20 protein-coding genes and 2 riboswitches are annotated in these 23,184 nt (G+C 43.1%); of the genes, 3 read left to right on the top strand and 17 right to left on the bottom strand.

Annotated elements, in window-relative coordinates:
• Positions 1-450: 450 nt before the first annotated feature.
• The 14 genes from ptsG to KP77_RS06295 form a co-directional block, all read right to left on the bottom strand.
• A complete protein-coding gene (gene ptsG, locus KP77_RS06360) occupies positions 451-2,523 on the bottom strand; it encodes a glucose-specific PTS transporter subunit IIBC (protein ID WP_041121834.1) in 2,073 nt (690 codons plus the stop codon).
• 141 nt (positions 2,524-2,664) lie between these two features.
• Positions 2,665-3,501, bottom strand: a complete 837-nt coding sequence (gene glcT / locus KP77_RS06355) for a glucose PTS transporter transcription antiterminator GlcT (protein ID WP_041121833.1) — start codon at positions 3,499-3,501, stop codon at positions 2,665-2,667.
• Between the two features lie 80 nt (positions 3,502-3,581).
• Positions 3,582-4,919, bottom strand: coding sequence for an NCS2 family permease (locus KP77_RS06350; protein ID WP_041121832.1), 1,338 nt, complete (start codon positions 4,917-4,919; stop codon positions 3,582-3,584).
• Between the two features lie 99 nt (positions 4,920-5,018).
• Positions 5,019-5,120, bottom strand: a riboswitch (purine riboswitch).
• Positions 5,121-5,198: 78 nt separating this feature from the next.
• Positions 5,199-6,752: a glutamine-hydrolyzing GMP synthase gene (gene guaA, locus KP77_RS06345; protein WP_041121831.1), complete on the bottom strand. Its 1,554-nt coding sequence runs from the start codon at positions 6,750-6,752 to the stop codon at positions 5,199-5,201.
• Positions 6,753-7,327: 575 nt separating this feature from the next.
• A riboswitch (purine riboswitch) is annotated at positions 7,328-7,429 on the bottom strand.
• Positions 7,430-7,467: 38 nt separating this feature from the next.
• Complete coding sequence (locus KP77_RS06340; protein ID WP_041121830.1) at positions 7,468-9,684, bottom strand: transglutaminase TgpA family protein; 2,217 nt, start codon at positions 9,682-9,684, stop codon at positions 7,468-7,470.
• The gene (locus KP77_RS06335) at positions 9,681-10,886 is read right to left on the bottom strand and encodes a DUF58 domain-containing protein (protein ID WP_041121829.1); all 1,206 of its coding nucleotides are present in this window, start codon (positions 10,884-10,886) and stop codon (positions 9,681-9,683) included. The genes KP77_RS06340 and KP77_RS06335 overlap by 4 nt, the downstream gene beginning before the upstream one ends.
• Positions 10,886-11,830: an AAA family ATPase gene (locus KP77_RS06330; RefSeq protein WP_152614681.1), complete on the bottom strand. Its 945-nt coding sequence runs from the start codon at positions 11,828-11,830 to the stop codon at positions 10,886-10,888. The genes KP77_RS06335 and KP77_RS06330 overlap by 1 nt, the downstream gene beginning before the upstream one ends.
• A gap of 316 nt (positions 11,831-12,146) precedes the next feature.
• On the bottom strand, positions 12,147-12,974 hold the full coding sequence (gene nadE, locus KP77_RS06325; protein ID WP_084218612.1) for an ammonia-dependent NAD(+) synthetase: 828 nt from the start codon (positions 12,972-12,974) through the stop codon (positions 12,147-12,149).
• A gap of 18 nt (positions 12,975-12,992) precedes the next feature.
• The gene (locus KP77_RS06320) at positions 12,993-14,471 is read right to left on the bottom strand and encodes a nicotinate phosphoribosyltransferase (RefSeq protein WP_041121827.1); all 1,479 of its coding nucleotides are present in this window, start codon (positions 14,469-14,471) and stop codon (positions 12,993-12,995) included.
• A 20-nt stretch (positions 14,472-14,491) separates the two neighbouring features.
• Positions 14,492-15,043 (bottom strand): cysteine hydrolase family protein, encoded by a 552-nt coding sequence (locus KP77_RS06315; RefSeq protein WP_041121826.1) that lies wholly within the window; start codon positions 15,041-15,043, stop codon positions 14,492-14,494.
• 114 nt (positions 15,044-15,157) lie between these two features.
• A complete protein-coding gene (locus tag KP77_RS06310) occupies positions 15,158-16,180 on the bottom strand; it encodes an STAS domain-containing protein (protein WP_041121825.1) in 1,023 nt (340 codons plus the stop codon).
• Positions 16,181-16,266: 86 nt separating this feature from the next.
• Positions 16,267-16,500 carry a hypothetical protein gene (locus tag KP77_RS06305; protein ID WP_041121824.1) on the bottom strand — a complete coding sequence of 78 codons (234 nt, stop codon included), beginning with the start codon at positions 16,498-16,500 and terminating at the stop codon, positions 16,267-16,269.
• Positions 16,497-17,123 (bottom strand): hypothetical protein, encoded by a 627-nt coding sequence (locus tag KP77_RS06300; protein WP_041121823.1) that lies wholly within the window; start codon positions 17,121-17,123, stop codon positions 16,497-16,499. Before KP77_RS06300 ends, KP77_RS06305 begins: the two co-directional genes overlap by 4 nt.
• 126 nt (positions 17,124-17,249) lie before the next feature.
• A complete protein-coding gene (locus KP77_RS06295) occupies positions 17,250-17,873 on the bottom strand; it encodes a flavodoxin family protein (protein WP_041121822.1) in 624 nt (207 codons plus the stop codon).
• Positions 17,874-17,989: 116 nt separating this feature from the next.
• On the opposite strand from KP77_RS06295, the gene KP77_RS06290 reads away from it, so the two are divergent.
• A complete protein-coding gene (locus KP77_RS06290) occupies positions 17,990-18,508 on the top strand; it encodes a DUF3231 family protein (RefSeq protein WP_041121821.1) in 519 nt (172 codons plus the stop codon).
• A gap of 129 nt (positions 18,509-18,637) precedes the next feature.
• On the top strand, positions 18,638-19,480 hold the full coding sequence (locus KP77_RS06285; RefSeq protein ID WP_041121820.1) for an STAS domain-containing protein: 843 nt from the start codon (positions 18,638-18,640) through the stop codon (positions 19,478-19,480).
• Between the two features lie 143 nt (positions 19,481-19,623).
• On the opposite strand, the gene KP77_RS06280 is transcribed toward KP77_RS06285, so the two are convergent.
• The gene (locus KP77_RS06280; protein ID WP_041121819.1) at positions 19,624-20,409 is read right to left on the bottom strand and encodes an HAAS domain-containing protein; all 786 of its coding nucleotides are present in this window, start codon (positions 20,407-20,409) and stop codon (positions 19,624-19,626) included.
• Positions 20,384-20,731, bottom strand: a complete 348-nt coding sequence (locus KP77_RS06275; RefSeq protein ID WP_041121906.1) for a PadR family transcriptional regulator — start codon at positions 20,729-20,731, stop codon at positions 20,384-20,386. Before KP77_RS06275 ends, KP77_RS06280 begins: the two co-directional genes overlap by 26 nt.
• Before the next feature lie 198 nt (positions 20,732-20,929).
• On the opposite strand from KP77_RS06275, the gene KP77_RS06270 reads away from it, so the two are divergent.
• A complete protein-coding gene (locus KP77_RS06270; protein WP_041121818.1) occupies positions 20,930-22,183 on the top strand; it encodes a YeeE/YedE family protein in 1,254 nt (417 codons plus the stop codon).
• 48 nt (positions 22,184-22,231) lie between these two features.
• Here KP77_RS06270 and KP77_RS06265 read toward each other — a convergent pair whose 3' ends face one another.
• The gene (locus tag KP77_RS06265; protein ID WP_041121817.1) at positions 22,232-23,167 is read right to left on the bottom strand and encodes an arsenic resistance protein; all 936 of its coding nucleotides are present in this window, start codon (positions 23,165-23,167) and stop codon (positions 22,232-22,234) included.
• Positions 23,168-23,184: the final 17 nt, after the last annotated feature.

Genomic DNA, 23,184 nt, shown 5'->3' with positions numbered 1-23,184 from the left:
CTCCGTAAAGTGTTTGAAAAGCTCATTGTCTTTTTTGTTCGAAAAAGACTTAAAATCTTAAAACGTTGACGTTTGGTTGTTTAGTTTTCAAGGTTCAATCACTTCTTAGCGAAGTGCCGCTCTCGTAAGCGACTTGATTATCATAGCATGGCTTCTGATAGTTTGTAAAGTCTTTTTAAAAACTTTTTTAATTTCTTTTGCCAAAGCGAATTAAAAGAGAAAAGAAAAAAGCCTTAGCGATCATTACAAAATGTACGCCTCTTCAAAAGAGAACTTTACTAATCTATCACACCTCCATAAAATGAGTCAATCCTTTAAGAGCATTTCAATTATATAATTTTATTCTGAATATTTCAATACTTTCCACAAAGATTTTTCACAAAATTACTTAGCAGATTTTTCTGCAATAAAAAACCCCGTTGCAGCACAGGGCTGCGACGGGATCCAGGCTTACTTCACTTCAATAATAGAAGTGTCACCTCTGCTGACTCTTGTCTTTTTAACTTCTACTGTTTCACCATTCATTAAGTTCGTAAATACGATTGGGGTCATAATAGAAGGAACCTGATCTTTTATCTTCTCAAGATCTGCTTCAAGCAGCAAGTCTCCTGCTTTCACCTGGTCTCCTTCATTTACATGTACAGTAAAGCCTTCACCGTTCAATTTAACTGTATCAATTCCAAAGTGAATCAGGATTTCCTGACCATGCTCAGATTCAATACCAATCGCATGCTTCGTTGGAGAAACGTTTACGATTTTCCCGTTTACCGGCGCATGCACAATTCCATCTGACGGGTTGATGGCAAATCCATCTCCCATCATTTTGCCTGAGAATACCTGATCCGGCACTTCAGTAATCGATACGGCTTCACCGTTCAATGGTGAGATAATGTCCTGTAAGACTGCCTGGTCATTCTGAATTGCCGTTGCTGCTGTTTCTTCAATTTCTTTTGATACTTCTTTTTCAGCATCAACTTTAACCGGACGAGGTGTCTTACCTTCCATAATATCTTTCATCTGATGTTTTAAGCTGTCAGAACGCGGACCGAAAATCGCCTGAATATTGTTTCCGATCTCCAGTACCCCGGAAGCACCCAGATGTTTCAGTTCTTTCTTGTTCACTTTCGATGGTTCGTTAACCTGTATACGCAGGCGCGTAATGCAGGCATCAAGATTTGAAATATTTGAAGCTCCACCCATCGCATCTAAGATGTCATGTGGTAAATCTGATTTCGAAGAAGCTGCACGAGGGTTTTCATCGCCATCTTCTTCTTTTTCACGTCCTGGTGTTGCCAGGTTGAACTTACGGATTGCAAAACGGAATCCGAAGTAGTAAATTACTGCGAATACTGCCCCTACAGGTAATACTAACCACCAGTTTGTCTGAGGGTTTAATACACCAAATAGAAGAAAGTCAATCAGACCGCCAGAGAATGTCATACCGATTTTTACGTCAAGCAGGTGCATTGTCAGGAATGAAAGACCTGCAAATACTGTGTGCACCGCAAACAGAATAGGTGCAACGAACAGGAAAGCAAATTCGATTGGTTCAGTAATACCAGTCAGGAATGATGTCAGGGCAGCTGAACCCATGATTCCTGCAACAAGCTTCTTCTTTTCAGGTCGTGCTTCATGATAAATTGCCAGTGCTGCAGCCGGAAGACCAAACATCATGAATGGATATTTACCGGTCATGAATGTACCGGCAGTTAAATCCTGAACGCCATCAAGAATCTGTGCCTGGAAGATGTAATTGTCACCACGCACAGTTTCACCGGCAGCATTGATATAAGTACCAAACTCAAACCAGAAAGGCGTATAGAAAATATGGTGTAATCCAAATGGAATCAGTGCACGTTCAATGACACCAAAAACAAATGCCGATACAGCAAGGTTTGTATTCAGCATGATGTGTGAGAAGAAGTTAAGCCCTTCCTGAATAGGAGGCCATACAACAATCATTAACAGTCCAAGCACAACTGCAGATGCTGCTGTTGCAATTGGAACGAAACGCTTACCGGCAAAGAAGCCAAGGTACGTTGGCAGTTCAATATTATAGAAGCGGTTATACATATAAGCAGCCAGCGCCCCTACGATAATTCCGCCGAATACACCTGATGACAGTGTCGGGATCCCAAGCATTAATGTATATGCAGGATCAACTCCCTCACCGGTTACATCACTCATTTCAATACCAAGTGCTGTACCGAGTGTTGCATTCATAATCAGATAACCTACGATCGCTGCAAGACCGGCAACCCCGTCACCGCCAGCGAGCCCGATGGCTACCCCTACTGCGAATAATAACGGAAGGTTATCAAAAACGATTCCGCCTGAGTTTTGCATGACACTTGCGATCATGACAATCCAGTCGTTTGTCAGGAATGGCGCAAGGTTTGTCAACGTTTCATTCTGCAGGGCGTTACCGAATGCTAAAAGCAAACCGGCTGCCGGCAGAATCGCAACTGGAAGCATAAGTGCTTTACCAATTTTCTGAAGCTGACCAAAAAACTTCTTAAACATATGATTTCCTCCTTTTTCTTTTATACAGCAAACAAAAAGGCATGAGTAAAGAAAGAACATACGTGAAGGTACACGTATCCCGTTATTCGGGACGTTCTTCATTTACTCATGCCTGATCGTATCAGTAACACGTAAAATGTATTATTTCATTTTGTTCTGAATACGCTGCAGATGCATGGTCAGATAGACTGCTTCTGCTTCATAGACAGGTTTTTTTAATGTTTGCTGCATAATCTTAATCAGTTTCCATGAGAGATTATAGCACATCGGATATTCAGCTTTCAATAGCAAAGCGATTTTTTCCGGTTCATCCACCTTTTCTCCCCTGACAACCCGCTCTATCGTGTATCGCAGGTGTCTGACGAGTCTCATATAATCAATGCTTTCCTTATCAAGCTGTACGTCAAATTGTGATTCGATTAATTGGACAAGACGCCCGATCAGTTGGGAATGCGAATTCACTTCATGAACATTACGGTTCACCATAGCACTATGAATGTGAAGCGCAATAAAACCGATTTCACCTTCAGGAAGATAAATATTGGCTCTGTCATTAATCAACTGCACCACTTCTTTTGCAACCTCATACTCATAAGGGTAAAGCGCTTTCGTCTCTAATAAGAAAGGATTGGATATCGACATCCCTCTCATTAATCTGTTGACTGCGAATACAAGGTGATCTGTCAGCGCCACATGAATATGTTCATTTAAAAATGATTTTGTCCGTTCACGTATTAATTCTATAGAAGAAATAATGACCTTCAGCAGATCTTCCTCTACGTATGGAAGCAGTTTCTTGAACTGATCCTGCTCTTTTTCATCACGTAATACAAAGAGTTTCTCAACTTCCTGTTCACTGATGGTAGATTGCGTCTGCCGCTTGAAGCCGATTCCTTTGCCGATCATGACGACTTCTGAGCTATTTAATTCAGCAATTAACACATTATTATTCAGTATTTTCTTTACAATATAGCTCATGTCTATCACATCCGCCTGTTTTTTTATTTACTCATTGAAAAAGAGCTGTCCGCATGAACCGGAACAGCTCTTTTAGCATATTACGATAAAAAGATGAAGTAAAGCACAAAGATTACAAATAGCCCGTACATAACGGGATGAATCTGCTTACCTCTCCCCATTACTAGCATCGTAATCGGATAGAAGATAAACCCAATCGCAATACCGGAAGCAATACTGTATGTCAGCGGCATTGTGATGATCGTTAGAAAGGCTGGGACTGCAATCTCAAAGCGTGTCCAATCAATTTTACCGAGCGCTGAAACCATCAGTACCCCTACGATGATAAGAGCTGGTGCTGTTACAGCACTTGTGATGACTTCCAGCAGCGGAAAGAAGAAAATAGATAATACAAAGAGTGCTGCTGTAACAACTGAAGCAAAACCTGTTTTAGCACCCGCTGCGACACCTGCTGATGATTCAATATAAGAAGTTGTTGTAGATGTTCCAAGTACTGCACCGAACACCGTTGCAGTTGAATCTGCAAACAGTGCACGATTTGCACGCGGCAGCTTGCCGTCTTTCATTAAACCTGCCTGATTTGTAACCGCTACAAGTGTTCCTGCGGTATCAAAGAAGTCTACGAATAGGAAAGTTAAAATAACAACCAGTAACTGTACAGTGAAAAGGTCTCCCGGGCTTGAGAAAATCGGTTCAAGTGCAGCACCGAAAGTTGGCGCAAGACTTGGCGGTGTCGGATCAATGACGCCGCTCGGACGGTCAATCAGTCCAACAACCATCCCCACAATTGCCGTAATGACAATTCCGTAGAAAATACCACCTTTAATTTTACGAGTCATTAAAATAACAGTAATAAAAATACCGAACACAGCAAGAAGTGTATTCCCATTTGTCAGATCACCAAGCGCAACAAGTGTTGCATCGTTTCCGACGATAATTCCTGCATTTTGAAAACCAACAAAAGTAATGAAGAGCCCGATACCTGCTCCCACCGCGAATTTTAATTCATTCGGAATCGCGTTGATGATTCTCTCACGTACACCTGTAACAGTTAATACCATAAAAATAAGTCCTGAAAATAAAACGCCTGTTAAAGCGGTCTGCCACGGAATTTCCTGTGTCAGAATAACAGAGTAAGCGAAAAATGCATTTAACCCCATACCAGGTGCAAGTGCGATCGGATACCTTGCAAGTACCCCCATAACAAGTGAGCCGATTGCCGCTGCAAGCGCAGTAGCTACGAATACAGCACCATAATCCATACGCATAGCATCAGGCAGACCTTCAACATCTACTAACGTTAACGTCAGCGGGTTAACAACAAGAATGTAGGCCATCGCAAGAAATGTTGTTAATCCCCCAATGAATTCACGCTTATAGTTAGTGTTTAATTCTTCAAACTGAAAATACTTCTTCACTACTGTTCCCTCCGAAAAATACGAAGTATAACGAAAAAAATCCCTGAACGCACACTCGTCGTTCAGGGATGACTAAAAGGATTGAAAAAAGTTCAAATTGAACTTTTAAAAAACCTGCGTAGTCAAGCTATTTACGGTAGCTTGGTAGAGACTTTCGGGCCATATCCCCGACGTTATACGACGAAAAGTATTTAATTAATGATTGTATTGTATCAATGCATGATAGAAGCGTCAATACAAAATACGAACATTATTAAATAATTTTTATGGTAATATTCGTTATTCCCACTCGATTGTACTTGGTGGCTTACTCGTCACATCATACAGTACGCGGTTAATCGAGTTGACTTCGTTTACCAGACGGACTGAGATCTTCTCAAGTACATCCCATGGGATTCTTGCCCAGTCAGATGTCATTCCGTCAATTGATGTTACCGCGCGGATACCGATCGCATAATCATATGTTCTCGCATCGCCCATCACACCAACACTTCTGATATCAGGCAATACAGTGAAGTACTGCCAGATATCACGGTCAAGTCCTGCTTTTTTAATTTCTTCACGCAGAATATGATCTGATTCCCGTACGATTTCAAGCTTTTCTTCAGTGATCTCACCGAGTACGCGGATTCCAAGGCCTGGCCCCGGGAACGGCTGACGCCATACAATCTCATCAGGAATGCCCAGCTCACTTCCAAGTGCACGCACTTCGTCTTTGAAAAGCGTGTTAAGCGGTTCAATCAGTTTGAACTGCATGTCCTCAGGCAGACCGCCTACATTGTGGTGTGACTTGATTGTCTGCGCAGTTGCTGTACCACTTTCGATGATATCTGTATACAGCGTCCCCTGAGCAAGGAAGTCAATACCATCAAGCTTTGTTGCTTCATCATCAAATACATAGATGAATTCATTCCCGATAATTTTACGTTTCTGCTCAGGATCAGATACACCTTTCAGCTTATTTAAGAAACGGTCCTGTGCATCCACTTTAATCACGTTCATGTTGAAGCCGTCAGCAAAAGTCTTCATTACGTTGTCCGCTTCACCTTTACGAAGAAGGCCGTGGTCTACAAAGATACATGTCAGCTGATCACCGATTGCTTTATGAATCAGTACAGCTACGACTGAAGAGTCAACCCCGCCACTCAGTGCACAAAGCACTTGACGATCGCCGACTTCCTGGCGGATCTTCTCGAGTTCAATTTCAATAAAGTTCTCCATTGACCAGTCACCCGTGCAGCCACATGCATCAAATACAAAGTTTCTCAGCATGTCATTTCCATATTCTGAATGACGTACTTCAGGGTGGAACTGAACTGCATATAATTTCTGTTCTTCATTGCTTATTGATGCAACCGGGCATGAAGGGTTTGTTGCAACAACGTCAAAAGAAGGCGGCGCCTCGACAACAAGATCTCCATGACTCATCCATACTGTCTGTGTTAAAGGCAGATCTTTAAATAGACCTTTAGCTTCCTGCACCTGAATATCAGCTTTACCATATTCACGGTTTTTCGCTTTTTCAACTTTTCCGCCAAAGTGCATCGTCATCAGCTGCATACCATAACAGATACCAAGTACCGGGATGCCAAGATCAAAAATCCGCTCATCTGCACGGAACGAATTCTCATCATAAACAGAATTTGGGCCGCCTGAGAAAATAATACCTGAAGGGTTCAGCTCTTTAATTTCTTCAGCAGTAATCGTGTGCGGATGCAACTCACTATATACACCGAACTCACGGATACGGCGTGTGATTAACTGATTATATTGACTACCAAAATCCAGTACAACGATCATTTCCTGATCGTGCATTTCTTCTTTACCAAGCATGGATGGTCACCTCGTTCGATTATTTTTAAACCTGTATAATTACACCTTCAAAATAGAAGGCTCTGTTAAAGATGGCTGTTGATTTCCGCTCCAGGGGGAACGCTTTCCGCATGAGCCGTCTTTTGGCTCCGGTTCAATCGGCCCTCCTCAGCGCGGGGCGCTTGCGGGGTCTCACCTGTCACGCTTCTCCTGCTGGAGTCGTCCCCCTTCCGCTACAATCACCAGCTGTGCTAAAAAAACATTAGCCTTTAACATAAAAAAATAGAAAAAACGCCTGTTCGAAAAAGAGTTGTCCTCTTCCCTTCAAGCGTTTTAACAAGGCGGTCTTGTTAAAAAGGATAAGATTTTCACAAACCAGGACTTGGTTTTCTTAAACTTTTTAAATCATAAGCTTTTAAAAGATGAATGATAGGTTAAATACCATTCAGCTGTTGATTGGAGGTTAGGACGGAGACTCCTGCACCAGTAAGGACAGACGAGACCCCGCAGACGCGATAGCGGCGAGGAGGCTCGTCCGGACGGGTGCGGAAAGCGCAGTCCTCTCCGGAAATCAACAGCGTTTTTATTAGAGCTTATTAATAAAAGACCGCCTTCATAGTCAGACCATTTGTGGTGATCCGGTAGAAACATCCGACCCATATTATCGGACATATATGAAGGGGTGTTATGAAGCTGTCATTAATTTTCACCATTTTAACGCCTTGCTCATGCCCGGTCAACCGGTTGTCTTTTTAATTAAATCTTCCCACAATTCACGCATATTCGACCACTTGTCATCAGCAGCCTCACTGCGGTACAAAATACGCTCGTATTGATCAGTCAGTCTGCTCATTTCGTGTGTACCAAAGAAGTTATCCACTTCTTTTGCATATGAGCGCAGCGTCTGGGTTTCTTTACGTCTGAGACCATACCTTCCAAGCTGTCTAAGGAGCGAACTGTATGCTTTTGGATATACATCACTGCCTTTTCTTGAACGGTAATACCGGATCAATACATACGGCATCCAGCGGTTTCTGGTGCGGTAAAGGAGATATCCGGCACCAGCTACAACCAGCGTGATCAAAATCAATGTAAAGCGGTTTTCGCTTACAAATGTTTTAAAGGCTGTCCAGCCACCCGTTCCGTTTGATCCATCATCACCCACCTGACCAGTTAATCCTGTCTCCTCTTCAAGCGGTGTAGGAGCTGCCGGATCAGGTGTTTCAGCAGGTTCAGGTGTTTCCGGCGTTTCAGTTTCCCCTGACTCAATATCTAGGTCGTAACTTAAAGAAACATTATTGGAAAAAGAAACAGTCGGTTCAAATGGGACCCACCCGATTTCAGGGAAAAATACTTCCACCCAGGAATGGGCATTGTTATTCGTTACTTCATAGACTGAACGTCCATCTCCGAGATTATCAATGATCTCCCCGCCGGTATAACCCTTTACCCATCGTGCAGGAATATCAATGGATCTCAGCATGACGACCATAGAGGTTGAATAGTTGTCACAGTATCCCCGCTGCGTCTCAAAAAGAAACTGATCAACATAGTCTTCATCATCCTCAGGAACAGGCACATCTTCCTGCTCATAGACAAAATCATTTCTGGAGAAATAATCTTCAACAGCTTTTGCCTTGTCATACCAGTTATCTTCAGGTTCTGTAATCTCAAGTGTCAGATCACGTATTCTTTCCGGAAGATTTTCAGGGAGTTGTAAGTACTGGGACATATCAGTGCCGCTATCCCCAAGACCTGTTGTATTTCTGAGAGCCTGAAGACTGTATCTCGGCTCCCGGAACTCCCATTCATATTCGTCGAGTTCAACTAATTCATCGTTTCGATAGGATGTAATCTTATCGCTTACAGGATTATATCGAAACTCTTCTGCATCCCCCTGTATCAATTGATCGGGTGCATACGGATAAACGACGTGATTATAGCCGAGACTTACATCAATTGAAACTGTCTGTGTTTCAGACTCCTCATTAATTTCCGATAAAGTCAGCGGAGTCGGTTCATTTAATATAAAAGGCGTTAAACTGTCAGCTTCTCTTGATTGCTCCCAGCCTTTCCCTGTATAAGTGTCTTTCGTTTCAATACGCCAGTACTGGTCACCCTGCACTGTTGCTTCAAACACTTCTGTGTCATCACCAATAAAGGAGCCTCCCAGTTCAGAATCGTCCACTCCGTATCCTAGACGGTTTACTCCACCCGGACCCTGACCTGCCCCCTCATTGAATGAAGTGATAAAAGGAACAGGATCCGGCCAGATCGGCTCGGATTTTGGTGCAGCATATGCAGCTGCAGAACTGAAGGCAATTAATAAAGCCAGCGGAATCAGCCATCTTTGCACCTGTCCCATCGATAAAGCAATCCGTTCATTATCAGCCATTCTCTGCAGCCCAAGTAACCCGAGCAGCAAGAAGCCGAATAAAATCACTCTGACGATGGCCATGCTTCCGTCATATGGGCTGAAGGTATCCAGAATCGTAATATAGATCACCGTGAATAGATAAAAGAGAAACATCTGTTTTCTTACAGCCAGCCAGTAATGCATCAGGTAGGCAGTCAGCCACAATAAGACGAAGAAAAGCAGGCTTCTGAACAGATCTGACACACCGCCCCAGTTCTGCTGAACGGTGAGCACGACACTTTCACCAATTAAAGATGTAAATTCACCAAACCATTCCCCTTCTCCAATGAAAGGGACATCAAAATACAGGTATTGTAATACGATTAAAATAAATAGTGTTTTTATTGCCCCGGAAATAATCCAGTTTATTTCAAAGTAGTAAAGCAATAATGATAACCCTGCGAAAATGATAAAGAAGTGAACATTAGCAGTTTCAGTAATCTGCTCAACCGGCCTGAGCCACTCCCATAAAAGAAAGAAACTCAGCACATACAAAATCAACGTGGAGATATCTCCCCAGCTGTATTCGGTTTTCACGCCTGCTTCACCTCCTTAAAGACAGATGCAAACTGACGCTTGTCACATTCCTTCAGCACAATGCCTTTGGATGCAGCTAATCCTGCAAGCTGTCTGTGTTCCTGATTCAATCTGGCAGAAGGATGCTTAACAAACAGGATCATCGGAGCCTGACTGTTTTTTGATACCTTGCTGATTTCATCTATCCCTTCTCTTGTCAGCTGGGATGTAATCAGAATCAGCGCTGACGTCTTCGAGATTGCAGATGCATTTTGTTTGAGCACTGTTTCAAACTTTGATTCCTGATCAGGTTTTACTTTAGCCAGGTAATAATCAATTTGCTTCTGATGACTTTCACCACTTTTCAGCGGGGCGTACTGTACCGTATCACCCTGTGAAAAATAGCCTGCCTGGGCGCCTTTTCTGATCACACCTCTGATTACAGAAGCTGTCAGCACGACCATATCTTCAAACGTCTGGCTCGGCGTACGGTCAAGTACAACCATGACATCATGTGACTTACGCTCTTCAAATTCTTTGGTTTTCAGGTCATTCGTACGGGCAAATGATTTCCAGTGAATCCAGGAAACGCGGTCCCCTGTCTCGTAATCTCTTACCCCCGTTGCCATCGTGGTGTCCTGCTGAATTCTTACATTGGAAGATGACACACCCTGGTCAAATCTTGCCTGCAGCGGCTGATAATCAAGCGCGATATAAGATGGATAGACTAGCATGGTTTGCGTTTTTTCAATATACGCTGATTTTTGAACCAGGCCGAGAAAATCTCCTGTTTTTAATTCAACACTGTCAAACGTATGTTCACCTCTTGGCAGATCATGAATCTCATACTCTAAGACGATCTCACGTTTGAACCATGGATGAATCAGTTTTTTTGCGGTGCCTCTCTGATAAAAGGCCTCTCCTCTTATATGCTCCTCTGCTACTAAATAAAAGAGCGGGAACGGCAAAGCCCTTTTTAAATGGATCTTTACTGTTACATTTGACCCTGCTTTTAAATCTTTTGATTTGATCGTGCGTGTCACGTTAAAGTCGTTCAACGGGTAAACCATCATCATTAAAGAATACAGTCCGAAAGGAAGAAAACTGTAAAATAAAAACCAGCTGACAAATCCGCCCTGAAACATCGCATATGAAAATGTACCAACCAGAAGTACGATGATCAATAATACCTTTGCCGCATTAATCAGGAACTGAATTTTCATCACTTCGCCATCCGTTGAACCGGCACTCTTGTACGCGCAAGAATGCGCTCAATCACTTCTTCAGGTTCAATTCCTTCATATCTCGCTTCTGATTTTAGAATCATACGGTGTGAGAATACATACGGTACCAGGAACTGAATATCATCAGGAAGAACATAATCTCTGCCATGCAGCAGCGCGTAAGCCTGTGCGGCTTTCATCAGTGCAATTGAGCCACGCGGACTGACACCAAGGTAGACATTCGCGTGATCCCGTGTCTTACCGGCAAGGTCAACGATATATTCTTTAATTTTTTCATCTACAATTACCTGTTTAACTTCATGCTGAAGATGCTGTAGTTCTTCAAGTGTGATCGCAGGCTGCAACTCATCTATCGGGGGAGCATATTGAAGACGGTTTAATACTTCCATTTCTTCCTTCGCATCAGGATAGCCCATTTGCATTTTCAGCAGGAAGCGGTCAAGCTGCGCTTCCGGGAGCGGATAAGTACCTTCATATTCAATCGGGTTTTGAGTAGCCATTACAAAGAATGGTTTCGAAAGTTTATGAGTGAAGCCGTCTACTGTAACACTGCCTTCTTCCATACTTTCAAGAAGTGACGACTGTGTTTTCGGTGAGGTTCGGTTGATTTCATCAGCCAGCACAATATTGCCCATGATTGGACCAGGGCGGAATTCAAATGACATTTCCTTTGGGTTATAAATTGATACACCGATTACATCTGAGGGAAGTAAGTCCGGAGTGAATTGAATACGGGTAAACTTTGCCCCTACTGACTTCGCAAGTGCACGCACCATCATTGTTTTTCCGACACCTGGCACATCTTCAAGCAGCACATGCCCCTGGGCCAGCAGTGATACGATGCTCAGTTCTGCTACTGTTCTTTTACCAATCATGACTCTTTCGATGTTTTCAAGGACCTGTTCCAGCTTCTGGTGATACATAGTATTCCCTCCCATTTTCTGTTCATTTCATCTATCGTCTATGTTGCAGCCGGCTGGTGATTTCTGCTCCGGCTGAGTTAAAAAACATGAAGTTTAACATCTCTTATTTATATGAGCTTATTTAACTGGTCACACTTACAATAGACACTCTATTTAGAATAATAGAAATAAGTGTTACTTACAACTAAAGGCAGGTGATGAATATTCCGCCCATAAAGAAACCGGGCTGAAGTTTGCTTCTTCAGCCCGGTCGATAGAATCAGCAGGGCAGGAAGAGGCTACTACCATTATGGACCAGCCTTGCTGAAACTAACCATTATTTCCAAAAATCATCAAACACTGTAATCGGCAAATGACGCTTATGCTGCGTTTTCAGATAATGATTTTCGATTGTCTTTTGTGCCTGTTCACTGACTTTTTTTCCTTCGAGATAATCATCAATCTCATCATATGATACACCAAGGGCTTCCTCATCAGAAACCTGCGGACGGTCATCTTCAAGGTCTGCTGTCGGTGCTTTTGTATACAGATGATCCGGTGCCCCGAGTTCTTTTAGAAGCTGTTTCCCCTGACGCTTATTCAGCCTGAACAATGGAAGAATATCCGCTCCACCGTCGCCGTGCTTTGTATAGAAGCCTGTAATTGCTTCTGCGGGGTGGTCGGTACCGATGACGACACCGTTTCGCATAGCAGCAACTGCATACTGAGCCTTCATACGCTCTCTTGCTTTTTCATTTCCTTTAACAAAATCACTCAGGGTAACACCAGCTTCTTTCAATGCATTCACGCTGGCATCAACTGCAGGCTTAATATTAATGCGGACTGTTTCATCCACTTTCATGAATTCGATTGCATCCTTTGCATCCTGCTCGTCAGCCTGTTCACCATAAGGCAGTCTGAGTGCAACAAACGTATATTTCTTCTCCCCGGCTTCTTCATTTAATTCATTAACAGCGAATTGTGCAAGTGTCCCTGCAAGAGTGGAATCCTGCCCGCCTGAAATACCAAGTACGAAAGAAGTCAGGAATGTATGTCTTTTAGCATATTCCTTTAAAAAATCGATACTGCGTCTGATTTCATCCTGTGGGTTGATCTCAGGAGCTACACCCATTTCTTCTACAATCTGTTCCTGCAATGTTGCCACAAAAATCACCTCATTTATTTATTGAGCGGTATGCGCATTTCTAACAGCCTGCTTTACTTCCTGAATGTTTCTCATTTTGTTATCCCAGCATTTCTGGCTGAGATCCACCGGATATTCTTCGGGATTCATAGAGCGCTTGTATTCATCCCACAGCAGCTCAAGGTTTTCAGTTAAGTACCCCCTGATCTGATCAGGGGATGGTAATTCATATTGAAGACGGCCATTTTCAATCACTGTCTGATGAAGATCTTTTGCTTCAAAGTTTGTGACAAATTTCGTGACGAATGTATGCACCGGATGGAACATTTTCAGGTGATCCTCAGATTGCGGATCTTCCCCTTCAAGTGTGATGTAATCACCCTCTGATTTATTATTTACCCTGTTTATAATCCGGTACACCCGTTTCATACCAGGCGTTGTCACTTTTTCAGCATTACTTGAAATTTTAATCGTATCAGTCATTTCACCATTTTCATCTTCGATTGATACAAGCTTGTACACGCCTCCAAGCGCCGGCTGGTCGTATGCGGTGATCAGCTTCGTCCCGATCCCCCACATATCAACAACCGCGCCCTGTGCCTTCAGGTTCAGTATTGTATATTCATCAAGGTCATTTGAAGCAATAATTTTTGCTTCTGTAAAACCTGCTTCATCCAGCAGCTTTCGAGCTTCTTTTGATAAATACGCAATATCACCGCTATCCAGACGGATGCCCTTGAAGTTGATGCTGTCCCCCATTTCTTTGGCGACAGCAATTGCTGCAGGAACACCCGACTTCAGCGTATTATACGTATCTACAAGAAAAACGCAGTCTGTATGGGTCTCAGCATATTTTTTGAACGCTGTGTACTCATCGCGGTAAGCCTGAATCATGGCATGTGAGTGGGTCCCTGCAACAGGAAGACCGAACATTTTACCAGCACGGACATTACTTGTTGCGGAAAATCCACCAAGATAGGCAGCTCTCGTACCCCATACTGCTGCATCAAGTTCATGTCCGCGGCGCGTACCGAATTCCATTAATACTTCATCACCGACTACCTGTTTAATTCTCGATGCTTTTGTCGCGATCAGAGTTTGATAGTTCACAATGTTGAGCAGTGCTGTTTCAACCAGCTGCGCTTCTACAAGCGGCGCCTCAACTCTCATAATCGGCTCATTACCGAATACAAGTTCACCTTCAACCATGGAACGGACTGTCCCGGTAAATTTCAAGTCTCTTAAAAAGGCAATAAAATCCTCATCATAGCCGACTTCATTTTTTAAATACGTCAGGTCTGATTCAGTAAATTGGAAATTTGTTAAGTAATCCAGTGCTCTTTCAAGACCGGCAAAGACCGCATACCCGTTACCAAAAGGAAGCGATCTGAAATAAAGATCAAAAACGGCAGTGCGCTCATGCATGCCGTCCTCCCAATATGTTTTTGCCATGTTGATCTGATAAAGGTCTGTATGCAGCATCAGACTGTCATCTGTATAATTACCCAAAGTATTCATCACCGATTATCTCCTTACCGTTACCTTACTTCCGCCCCGAGCGATAATGCAAAATGACCCAGCGCCCACTCATGGCCCGCCTGGTTAAAGCTTGCTGTCGCTTTTTTGTGTATCACTAGCTGAAAGCCTTTGTTATAGGCATCGACTGCTGTGTGCAGCACACAGATATCCGTACATACACCAATCAGGTGCAGCTCTGTAATACCACGCTCTCTCAGCAGCTGTTCAAGGTTTGTGCCGGCGAAAGCACTGTAACGCGTTTTATCTATATATATCACATTTTCATCATCTTGAATCATATTATATAACCTTTGCAGCGACCCATACAGATTTCTGCCTTCGGTACCGCGTATATTATGCGGCGGAAAAAGCTTTGTTTCAGGATGATGCGGGTCATTTTCTTCATGCAGATCGATCGCAAATATAATATGATCTTTATTTTCATGAAATTCTTTTGTCAGGCGTACTACTTCATTTTCAATCAGCTGTCCCGGTTCACCACACGTCAAAGCGCCGTTATCAGCTACAAAATCATTTGTGTAATCAATATGTATCAGTGCACGGTTTGTCATTTCATTCGTCTCCTTTTTCTGCAGATACTGTCATTTTATATTTACACGTGTCAAGACACAAGTTAAAGAGAGCACTGCAAACTAAAAAGCTCCAGCATAAGCTGAAGCTTTTCATTAGATAATCTGTTTTCCCTGCTGGCTGAGAGCGTAATAAATACCGTGCTGTAAAGTCTGGAAACAATGAAAATTTGAAATATCAATGCCCGATTCAGCGATTGTGATACTTAATTTGGCTGATAAGCCGACAAGCACAGTCTCCGTTCCAATGAGTGCTGCAGCCCCGCTGATCTTTTCAAGCAGGCTTGTAGTAAGCTGATCAATATCATCATCAAGCCCTGTCAGATCAAGTACTAAATAGCTCGCTTTATACGATGGTAATTTATTCAGCGTATTAAATACAAGCTCTTCTGCCCGCTCCTGATCATACTTTCCAAGCAGCGGCACTACCACTACGCCATCAAGTACAGGAATAATCGGTGAGGAGATCTGTTTAATCAGATCCTTCAGATCACGTGTTTTATCTTCTACCATTGCTTCAAGCTGCATGATCTGCTGCGATTCCTTCTTTCGTGAAAGCGCATGGATATTTTCACTCACTGTAATATCAGATGGAAAATATTCAATCACTGATGTCTCTGCACCTGCAAGCTGATCTTCTTTTATTTTGAACCAGACGTTTTCACCGAAGAACACACTGAAAATGCCTGCATAATGAGCCGGCAGGAAATTCCCGCGATGTTTTTTCCCCTGGGCTTTATTAATTTTATATTCCCAGCTGTCTTTCAGTCTGACTGTTACTGTTTTAGACTCTACATTCAGGTTCTCCATGTGTGCATGACCCCAGCCGGCTGCTGCATATGTAGAAGTGATCATTTCAGCAGCTTCGTCCACTTTCAGGTGTTTCAAGTCCTCAAAATATTTCCCCACTACTGTGCCCTGACGAAACCCCGCAGTTTCAAATACAAGCGTAGATGCCTCTTCTCCAGAAATTTCCTCAATTGTATCGAAAAATTCTTTCATCGCACTTGTAATCCAGAATAAAACTGCGTCCTCCTGGTCAAATAAGAATTCTCCCTTTGATAGATCCCAATCCAACTGCAGACCGCTAATACTGATACTGTGATTATAGTTCCTCATGCAACCACCTTTTATGTTATGTATTTAATCCTGTATTTTCATACTACCAAAGTTCTAACGGATTCACTAATTTTTTAAAATACCTGCTACACCCGGACTAATTCATTGATGAACAGCACGGCAAGCGGGCTGATCATCATAAGAGCGTTTGCAATTGCCAGCCATATTCTTCTGTCTGCCGCCGCACTGACTGTACCGATTAAGCCGAATACAGGAAGGAGAAAGCTGATTGGTGAATTCCGCTCTATCACAAGGATCAATATCCAGACAAGCATACCACCGGCAAGACAGAGCCAGGCAGTCAGTTCGTATTTATTCATGACTTTCCTTTTCTCCTTTCCAGAAATGGTTCCCAGGTTTTCTTATATATAAAAGCTGCAATGTTTAACAGACTTCCGGGTAACTTCTTCGGAAAGTATCTGTGATCGTAATATCGCCAGACTTTTTTCAAATCTTCCCATTGCTGATCATGATCTTTTACCTGACGGAAGCGTGCAAGATCAATCATCATAATGTGACCGTCCGGTTTTAATATAATATTCCGCAGGTGGACATCTGATGGGTTCAACCCTGCATTACGGGCAACACCAAGTGCCTCATCCACTTCATCCAGATACTTTTTCTTAATCGGAACCCCTGCAGTCAGACATTGGAAAAAAGTTTTTCCCTCTATAAAATCTATCACAAGATAATTCATACCTGAATCATACAGTCGCGGATAAAACTCACTGTCTGATAATAGCCCGTATATATGAGCTTCCTCAGCCGCTACTTCCTCAAATCCGGGAAAGAATACTTTAATGACTTTTTGTTCCCCTGCAATTTTAAAGACAGCGGCACTTCTGCCAACGCCAATTAATAAACAGCCGGGGTCTGAAGAAGATACTGTATTCATATCCCTGTTGAACTGTATACTCCTGGCTAATTCGCTGTAATCACCCACACAAAACGCCTCTCATTCTGCAGCACATGGCTGCTTCTTACCTTATGTGCATTTTACAGGAATTTTGATTGTGAAAGAAGCAATTACCACAAGTTAAAGCGGCTCTTTTCTTAAGAGCCGCTCCTGTTACATCGTATTTCCTTTAGCAGGAATCGGATTTTCTTTTAATATTTTTGCGATGTGCAGTGTATTATAAGCAAGCATCTGGATATGGGACTGTGTAAATTCACTCTTATAGCCTTCTGCTTCAATATAAGATGGGCCCGGACCTGCTTCTCCTACCCAGTAAGCATCAACGTTCGGCGGTACGGTAAATCCGATATGTGAAAGTCCATACAGTACAGATGCAGCGGCCTGCTTAGCACCATCCTCGTTACCCGTAATCAGTACGCCTCCAACTTTGTTATAATAGATCGCCTGTCCTTTTTCATTTGTATCACTGCTGCCGCCATAGAGCCTTTCCATTGCTACTGTGGCAAGACTGCTTTTTTCCCCGATCCAGAGCGGTGTTCCGATCATCACAATGTCAGCTTCTTTTACTTTCTCGTAAATCTCCGGCCATTCATCACCGTCTCCCATATCCGTATCAATACCATATGAAATCCGGTAATCAGCAAGCCTGATGATTTCCACCTCAGCATCTTCGCTTGTTAAAATCTCAGCCACTTCCTTTGCCATATATCCTGTATTTGATTCCTCTTCAGATGATTTCAGTGTTGCGTTAAGTATTAATGCCTTAATCTTCTCCATCGTATCCCTCCAAAATTTAACTGTCTTATGTAACTACCCCATACAGAATAGTTAAACCTCAGAAGTGCATACTAGCATGTGACTGATTCAGTCAATTTCGCAAAAGGGGGAGCATCATGGGAATCTTAAGTGGAGCACCAAAAAATGAACCATTACATTATGGAGAAATTTATGGGGTATGGTCTGCGCTCTTAAAAGCGAAATCATCAATTGCCGCTAACCAGACGCTTTTAAACCATGCCGGAGACCGAGAACTGAGAGAACTGATTGAGGAAGCGATCAAGATGGGGCAGGATGAGAGCCGTCAGCTTGAAGAGCTGCTTATCGAACATCAGATTCAGGTCCCTCCATCACCGCCGGCCCGCGCGAAGGCAGGCATTGATCAGATTCCGGACGGTGCACGCTTTCAGGACCCTGAAATTGCCGCTTCAATCGCAGCAAGTACAGGGACAGCTATGACAGCTGACAGTCAGATGATTGCTCAATGTGTCCGCGAAGACGTGGGACTCATGTTTGCGCAATTCCACACTCAAAAAGTGGCGTTCGCAGCAAAAACGCTTCGTCTCAGCAAGGAAAAAGGATGGCTGATCCCGCCTCCTCTTTATCAGATCAAAGAAATGGCACATCAGGGATAACAGACGCTTCCGGAAATGATTGCTTTGCCATCATTTCCGGATTTTTTTATATTCCGGTTTAGGCTGTTAACCTAAAGGGAACTGAGTACTTTAAGCCTCAGACTTTTTACAATAAGAAAGGATCTTTATATGAATAAAGTAAACACTGTCAAATTCAAAAATTTTGATGAAGCGGCAGATTCGACTTTAAAAATGATGGCCGGCATACTTGATATTAATACACTGTTTATCGCAAAAAATGACCAGCAGGTTAACGAGATTGTCAAAGTGATTAATAAGGACGAGCAGCTACTACGGACCGGGGAAAAGCTTCCTTTTAAGGATACATATTGCAAAGTGAGTGTAGATCACGGAAATGAATTACTCCTGATTCCTGATATTACTGAAGATGAAAATACAAAGGGGCTTGCTGTTACACAGAACCTTGGCAGCGGGAGCTTTGTCGGTATTCCGATTTATTTTGAAGATGGGAAAAATTACGGAACGATCTGCGGTCTTGATACAAAACCTTTTGATCTGACTGAAGAGCAGATGGGGATACTTGAAACGATGAGTTCCCTTCTTTCCTACGTGCTTGAACTCGACGGTGCACAAAAGCAGATTGACACACTTTCTGTTCCAATTGTGCCGATTACAGCAGGCGTTGCAATCCTTCCTGTTATCGGCAGTATTAATGAGATCAGGGTGCAGCGGATTATTGAATTGACACTTACAAGAAGTCAAGAGCTTGAGCTTGATCATTTAATTATCGATCTGTCAGGTATCATTGAGGTGGACGATTTAGTGATCGGATCATTGCTGAAAATCGTCAAGCTGCTGAATCTGATTGGTGTTCATGCTGTTTTGACCGGCATCCGCCCGGAGACAGCACTGCAGGCGAACCAGTCACAGGTTGATTTTACAAAGTTTGATGTTGAAACAAATCTTGAGCGTGCCTTAACCAAACTTGGGTTTCATCTTGAGAAAAAATAAAAAAGTTCTCACCTTAGCCGGGTGAGAACTTTTTTAATAAATGCTATGTTAAAGCCAAATATTGTTTTAGCACAGCTGGTGATTGCAGCTGCAATCACCAGCCCACTTTAACAGTGCTTTATTAAAAATTAACTGATCATGGCTCAGCCGGCAGCAGCATCAGCTTTCTTCATTTTCTTAAATGAAAAATACATATAGATTCCAATAATCAGATACATCGCCACAAGATTGATGATTAAGCTTATCGTCACATCAAGCGTAGTCAGCTTTAACAGCAATTCAGGGACATGGATGGCTGATAACATGACCAGTAGAACGGCTGTTTTGGCCCAGATTGATACCCACATTAAAATGGCAACCGTGACTGCACCTACAATCATGCTTGGCATTACACCCAATTCAAAACCCGGAAGATCCGTAGTCATATCCCAAAAGACCAGTGCGCCAAATAATGTCATCATGATAAAGACAGGTGGCAAAATAATTAGAAATTCTTTTACACGCGACATTTGACGGGCAGCCATATATTTAAATGCACCAAAAATCATGATGACAAACAAAATACTGACTAAAGCTGATCCGCCTAATATTGCATAACTGTAACTGAGCCTCATATCTTCAACCAGCTGACCAATGATGGTAAAGGAAATGGCACCGAATATAATTACTGGGATATACTTCATCCACGCCTTCTTATCAAACTCCATCTCATTTGAAATCATCTCCATATATTCCTTAGGAGACGCTCCAACCACCTGTTCAATCGGCTTCCCGTTTCTCTCCGCTTCTTCTAAGTGAGCCTCAAGCTCTTCAGCAATTTCTCTGATCTCTTCTTCCTTCTTTCCAGATGAGAACAGGTACAATCTAAGGTCATCAATAAACCTGCGGCTTTCCTTCGATAATTCAGGCACTGCCTTCACTCCCCTCATTGGTTTCCTGCCTGATTGCTTCATTCACACTTCTCTCTAATCTTTTCCATCTCTCAAGAAACGCTTCAAGCTCCTGGCGGCCTTTATCTGTAAGGGAATAGTACTTCCGTTTCGGGCCCGCGGTTGATGCCTTTTTTACAGACGTCACAAGGCCTTCACGCTGCATTCTCATGAGAAGCGGATAAATGGTTCCCTCACTCACTTCACCAAATCCGTACTCACTGAGCCGCTCTGCCATCTCATATCCGTACACTTCTTTACCACGGATAATAGCCAGCAGGCAGCCGTCAAGTATGCCTTTCATCATTTGTGTCTGAGACATCAGCATCCCGCCATTTCTTTATCTTGTATTACAAGGTATATGATTACTATACTTTTTAGTATCTTGTAATGCAAGGTATTTATCAATCATTTTTTTCCAATCCTTTTTTCTTTCATCCAAAACTTATAAATTTACATCTATAGAAACCCCGTGCTAAATTAATCCTTATCAAACAAATAGGAATTGGAGGTTTTCACTTTGGCACAACAGGTTCAGGAAACACTAAAAGGGTGGAAACGCGGGCGTACAACGGTCGTTACAGATCTCGCTCCTATGCAAAAACCGTTTGTCTTACTCGGTATTGCAGCTGCTCTTGCATTATTTGCACTCATCGTTTTTACAACTGATGCGGTTCAGGGCATATTATTCATTGTGGGCCTTGCACTTGGACTTACTTTATTATATGCACGCTTTGGCTTCACATCAGCTTTCAGAAGATTAATGGCTGTTGGAAATGCACAGGGTATACAGGCACATATGGTTATGCTTGCTGTGGCTTCGACTCTCTTTGCCATTATTCTGAGTACCGGCTTCAGCTTTACGGGCGTGACACCTGCCGGCTACGTGTCTCCAGTCGGGGTCAGCGTATTATTCGGGGCATTCATTTTTGGTATCGGGATGCAGCTTGGTAGCGGCTGTGCATCAGGTACGCTGTATTCTGTTGGCGGCGGATCTTCATCAATGATTCTGACACTGCTTGGATTTATCGCAGGGTCTGTGATTGGTGCCTATCACTTCACATTCTGGATGGAAGAAACGTGGGCACTTGAACCGTTTTCTTTAGCTGAATCTACTAATCTTGGATTCTTTGGCGCATGGCTTGTTCAGATGGCGCTGTTTGCAGCCATTTATTATGGACTGAAGTTCATTGCAGTTAAGAAGAATGCACCTGCAATGAAGCCATTGCCAACAACAACCGGATTCAAAAAAGTATTCCGCGGAGCATGGCCTCTATTTACAGCTGCGATTATTTTAGCGCTGCTGAATGCTTTAACGCTGACACTCAGAGGAAATCCATGGGGAATTACTTCTGCATTTGCGCTGTGGGGATCAAAGTTCCTTGAGCTGTTTGGTGTAGATGTCGCTTCATGGGGTTACTGGCAGGGAAATGCTGAACAGCTGCAAAATTCCATTCTTGCTGATTCAACGAGTGTCATGAATTTTGGTATTATCATCGGCGCATTTATTGCAGCCGCTGCGACAGGTGCGTTCAAACCTAAAAAAATCAAGCCTGGTATTGCTGCCGGCTCGATCATCGGCGGACTGCTGATGGGTTATGGTGCCAGACTTGCTTTTGGCTGTAACATCGGCGCATACTTCGGCGGAATCGCATCCTTCAGTCTTCACGGCTGGGTATGGGCTGTTATGGCAATGCTTGGAACAGGACTTGCCCTATTCATCAGACCGATCTTCGGATTAAAGAACCCGAAACCAAAAGATACATTATGTTAAGCAAAATGCTCCCGGCGATCAATGATCACCGGGAGCATTTTCAATATTTCAGGTGCTGCTTAGCTTCAGCATGATTCTGGATACAAGTGCCAGAACCGGCAGTTCAATCAGCGGTCCTATCACCAGTATTAATGGAATCAGTGGTTCATTTGGAAAGGCCGCTACAGCAATTGCAAGTGCAAGCGGTGAATTTCTTGCGAGTGTTGTCATTGTCAGACTGACACGGTCTTCTGCCGGCAGCCTGCAAAACTGTCCCGTCTTTTGGCTGATCAAAAAATTCACAATAAAAAAGACAGCGAGCGGCCAGAGGATCTGCAGGAAGATCCCGGTGTTTGCAAAAAGCATATTCCCCTGTGCCGCAAACATTGCGATGATTGCAAATACCAGAAAAGCAGTCGGCAGATTTTGCAGCAGATCTGATTCGCCCAACGGCTTATCTTTTAACAGTTTTTTTGTCAGCATCGCGAACACGAGCGGAACCAGTAACACCCACACAATCCCTTCAACCAGATACGCAGCTTCTACTGTCTCACCCGATCCAAAAAAGATAAACAAATAGACCGGAAGCAGGACAATCTGCAAAATCAGATTGAGTGGCAGAATTGCTGCTGACAGTGCTGTATTTCCTTTGGCGACGCCAGTAAATATTAAATACCAGTCAGTACATGGTGTCACAAGCAGCATAATCAGTCCGATCGCAAGCGCTGGCTGATCCGGAAGAAAAATAATCGTCAGCAGCCATGCAAAAAATGGTGTCCATACGAAATTGATCAATAGAGAACTGATACTGAATGTTTTATTTTGAAACGATGCCTTTACATCTTTAAACGGAATCTGTAAGAACGTCAGATAAATCATCAAAGCAAGCAGCGGCAGAATCAGATTCTCGGCAAAAGGACCGGCTCTATCCAACTGACTTAAGATAAGTCCTGCCCCGACAGCACCTAAAATGAAAAATTTATACAGTCTTTCAAACCATTGCACAATTGATTACACCTGCC

Origin of the sequence: Jeotgalibacillus alimentarius (genome assembly GCF_000829445.1) — a bacterium.
GTDB classification, from domain to species: Bacteria; Bacillota; Bacilli; order Bacillales; family Jeotgalibacillaceae; genus Jeotgalibacillus; species Jeotgalibacillus alimentarius.
This window is presented reverse-complemented; position numbering and strand designations above follow the sequence as displayed.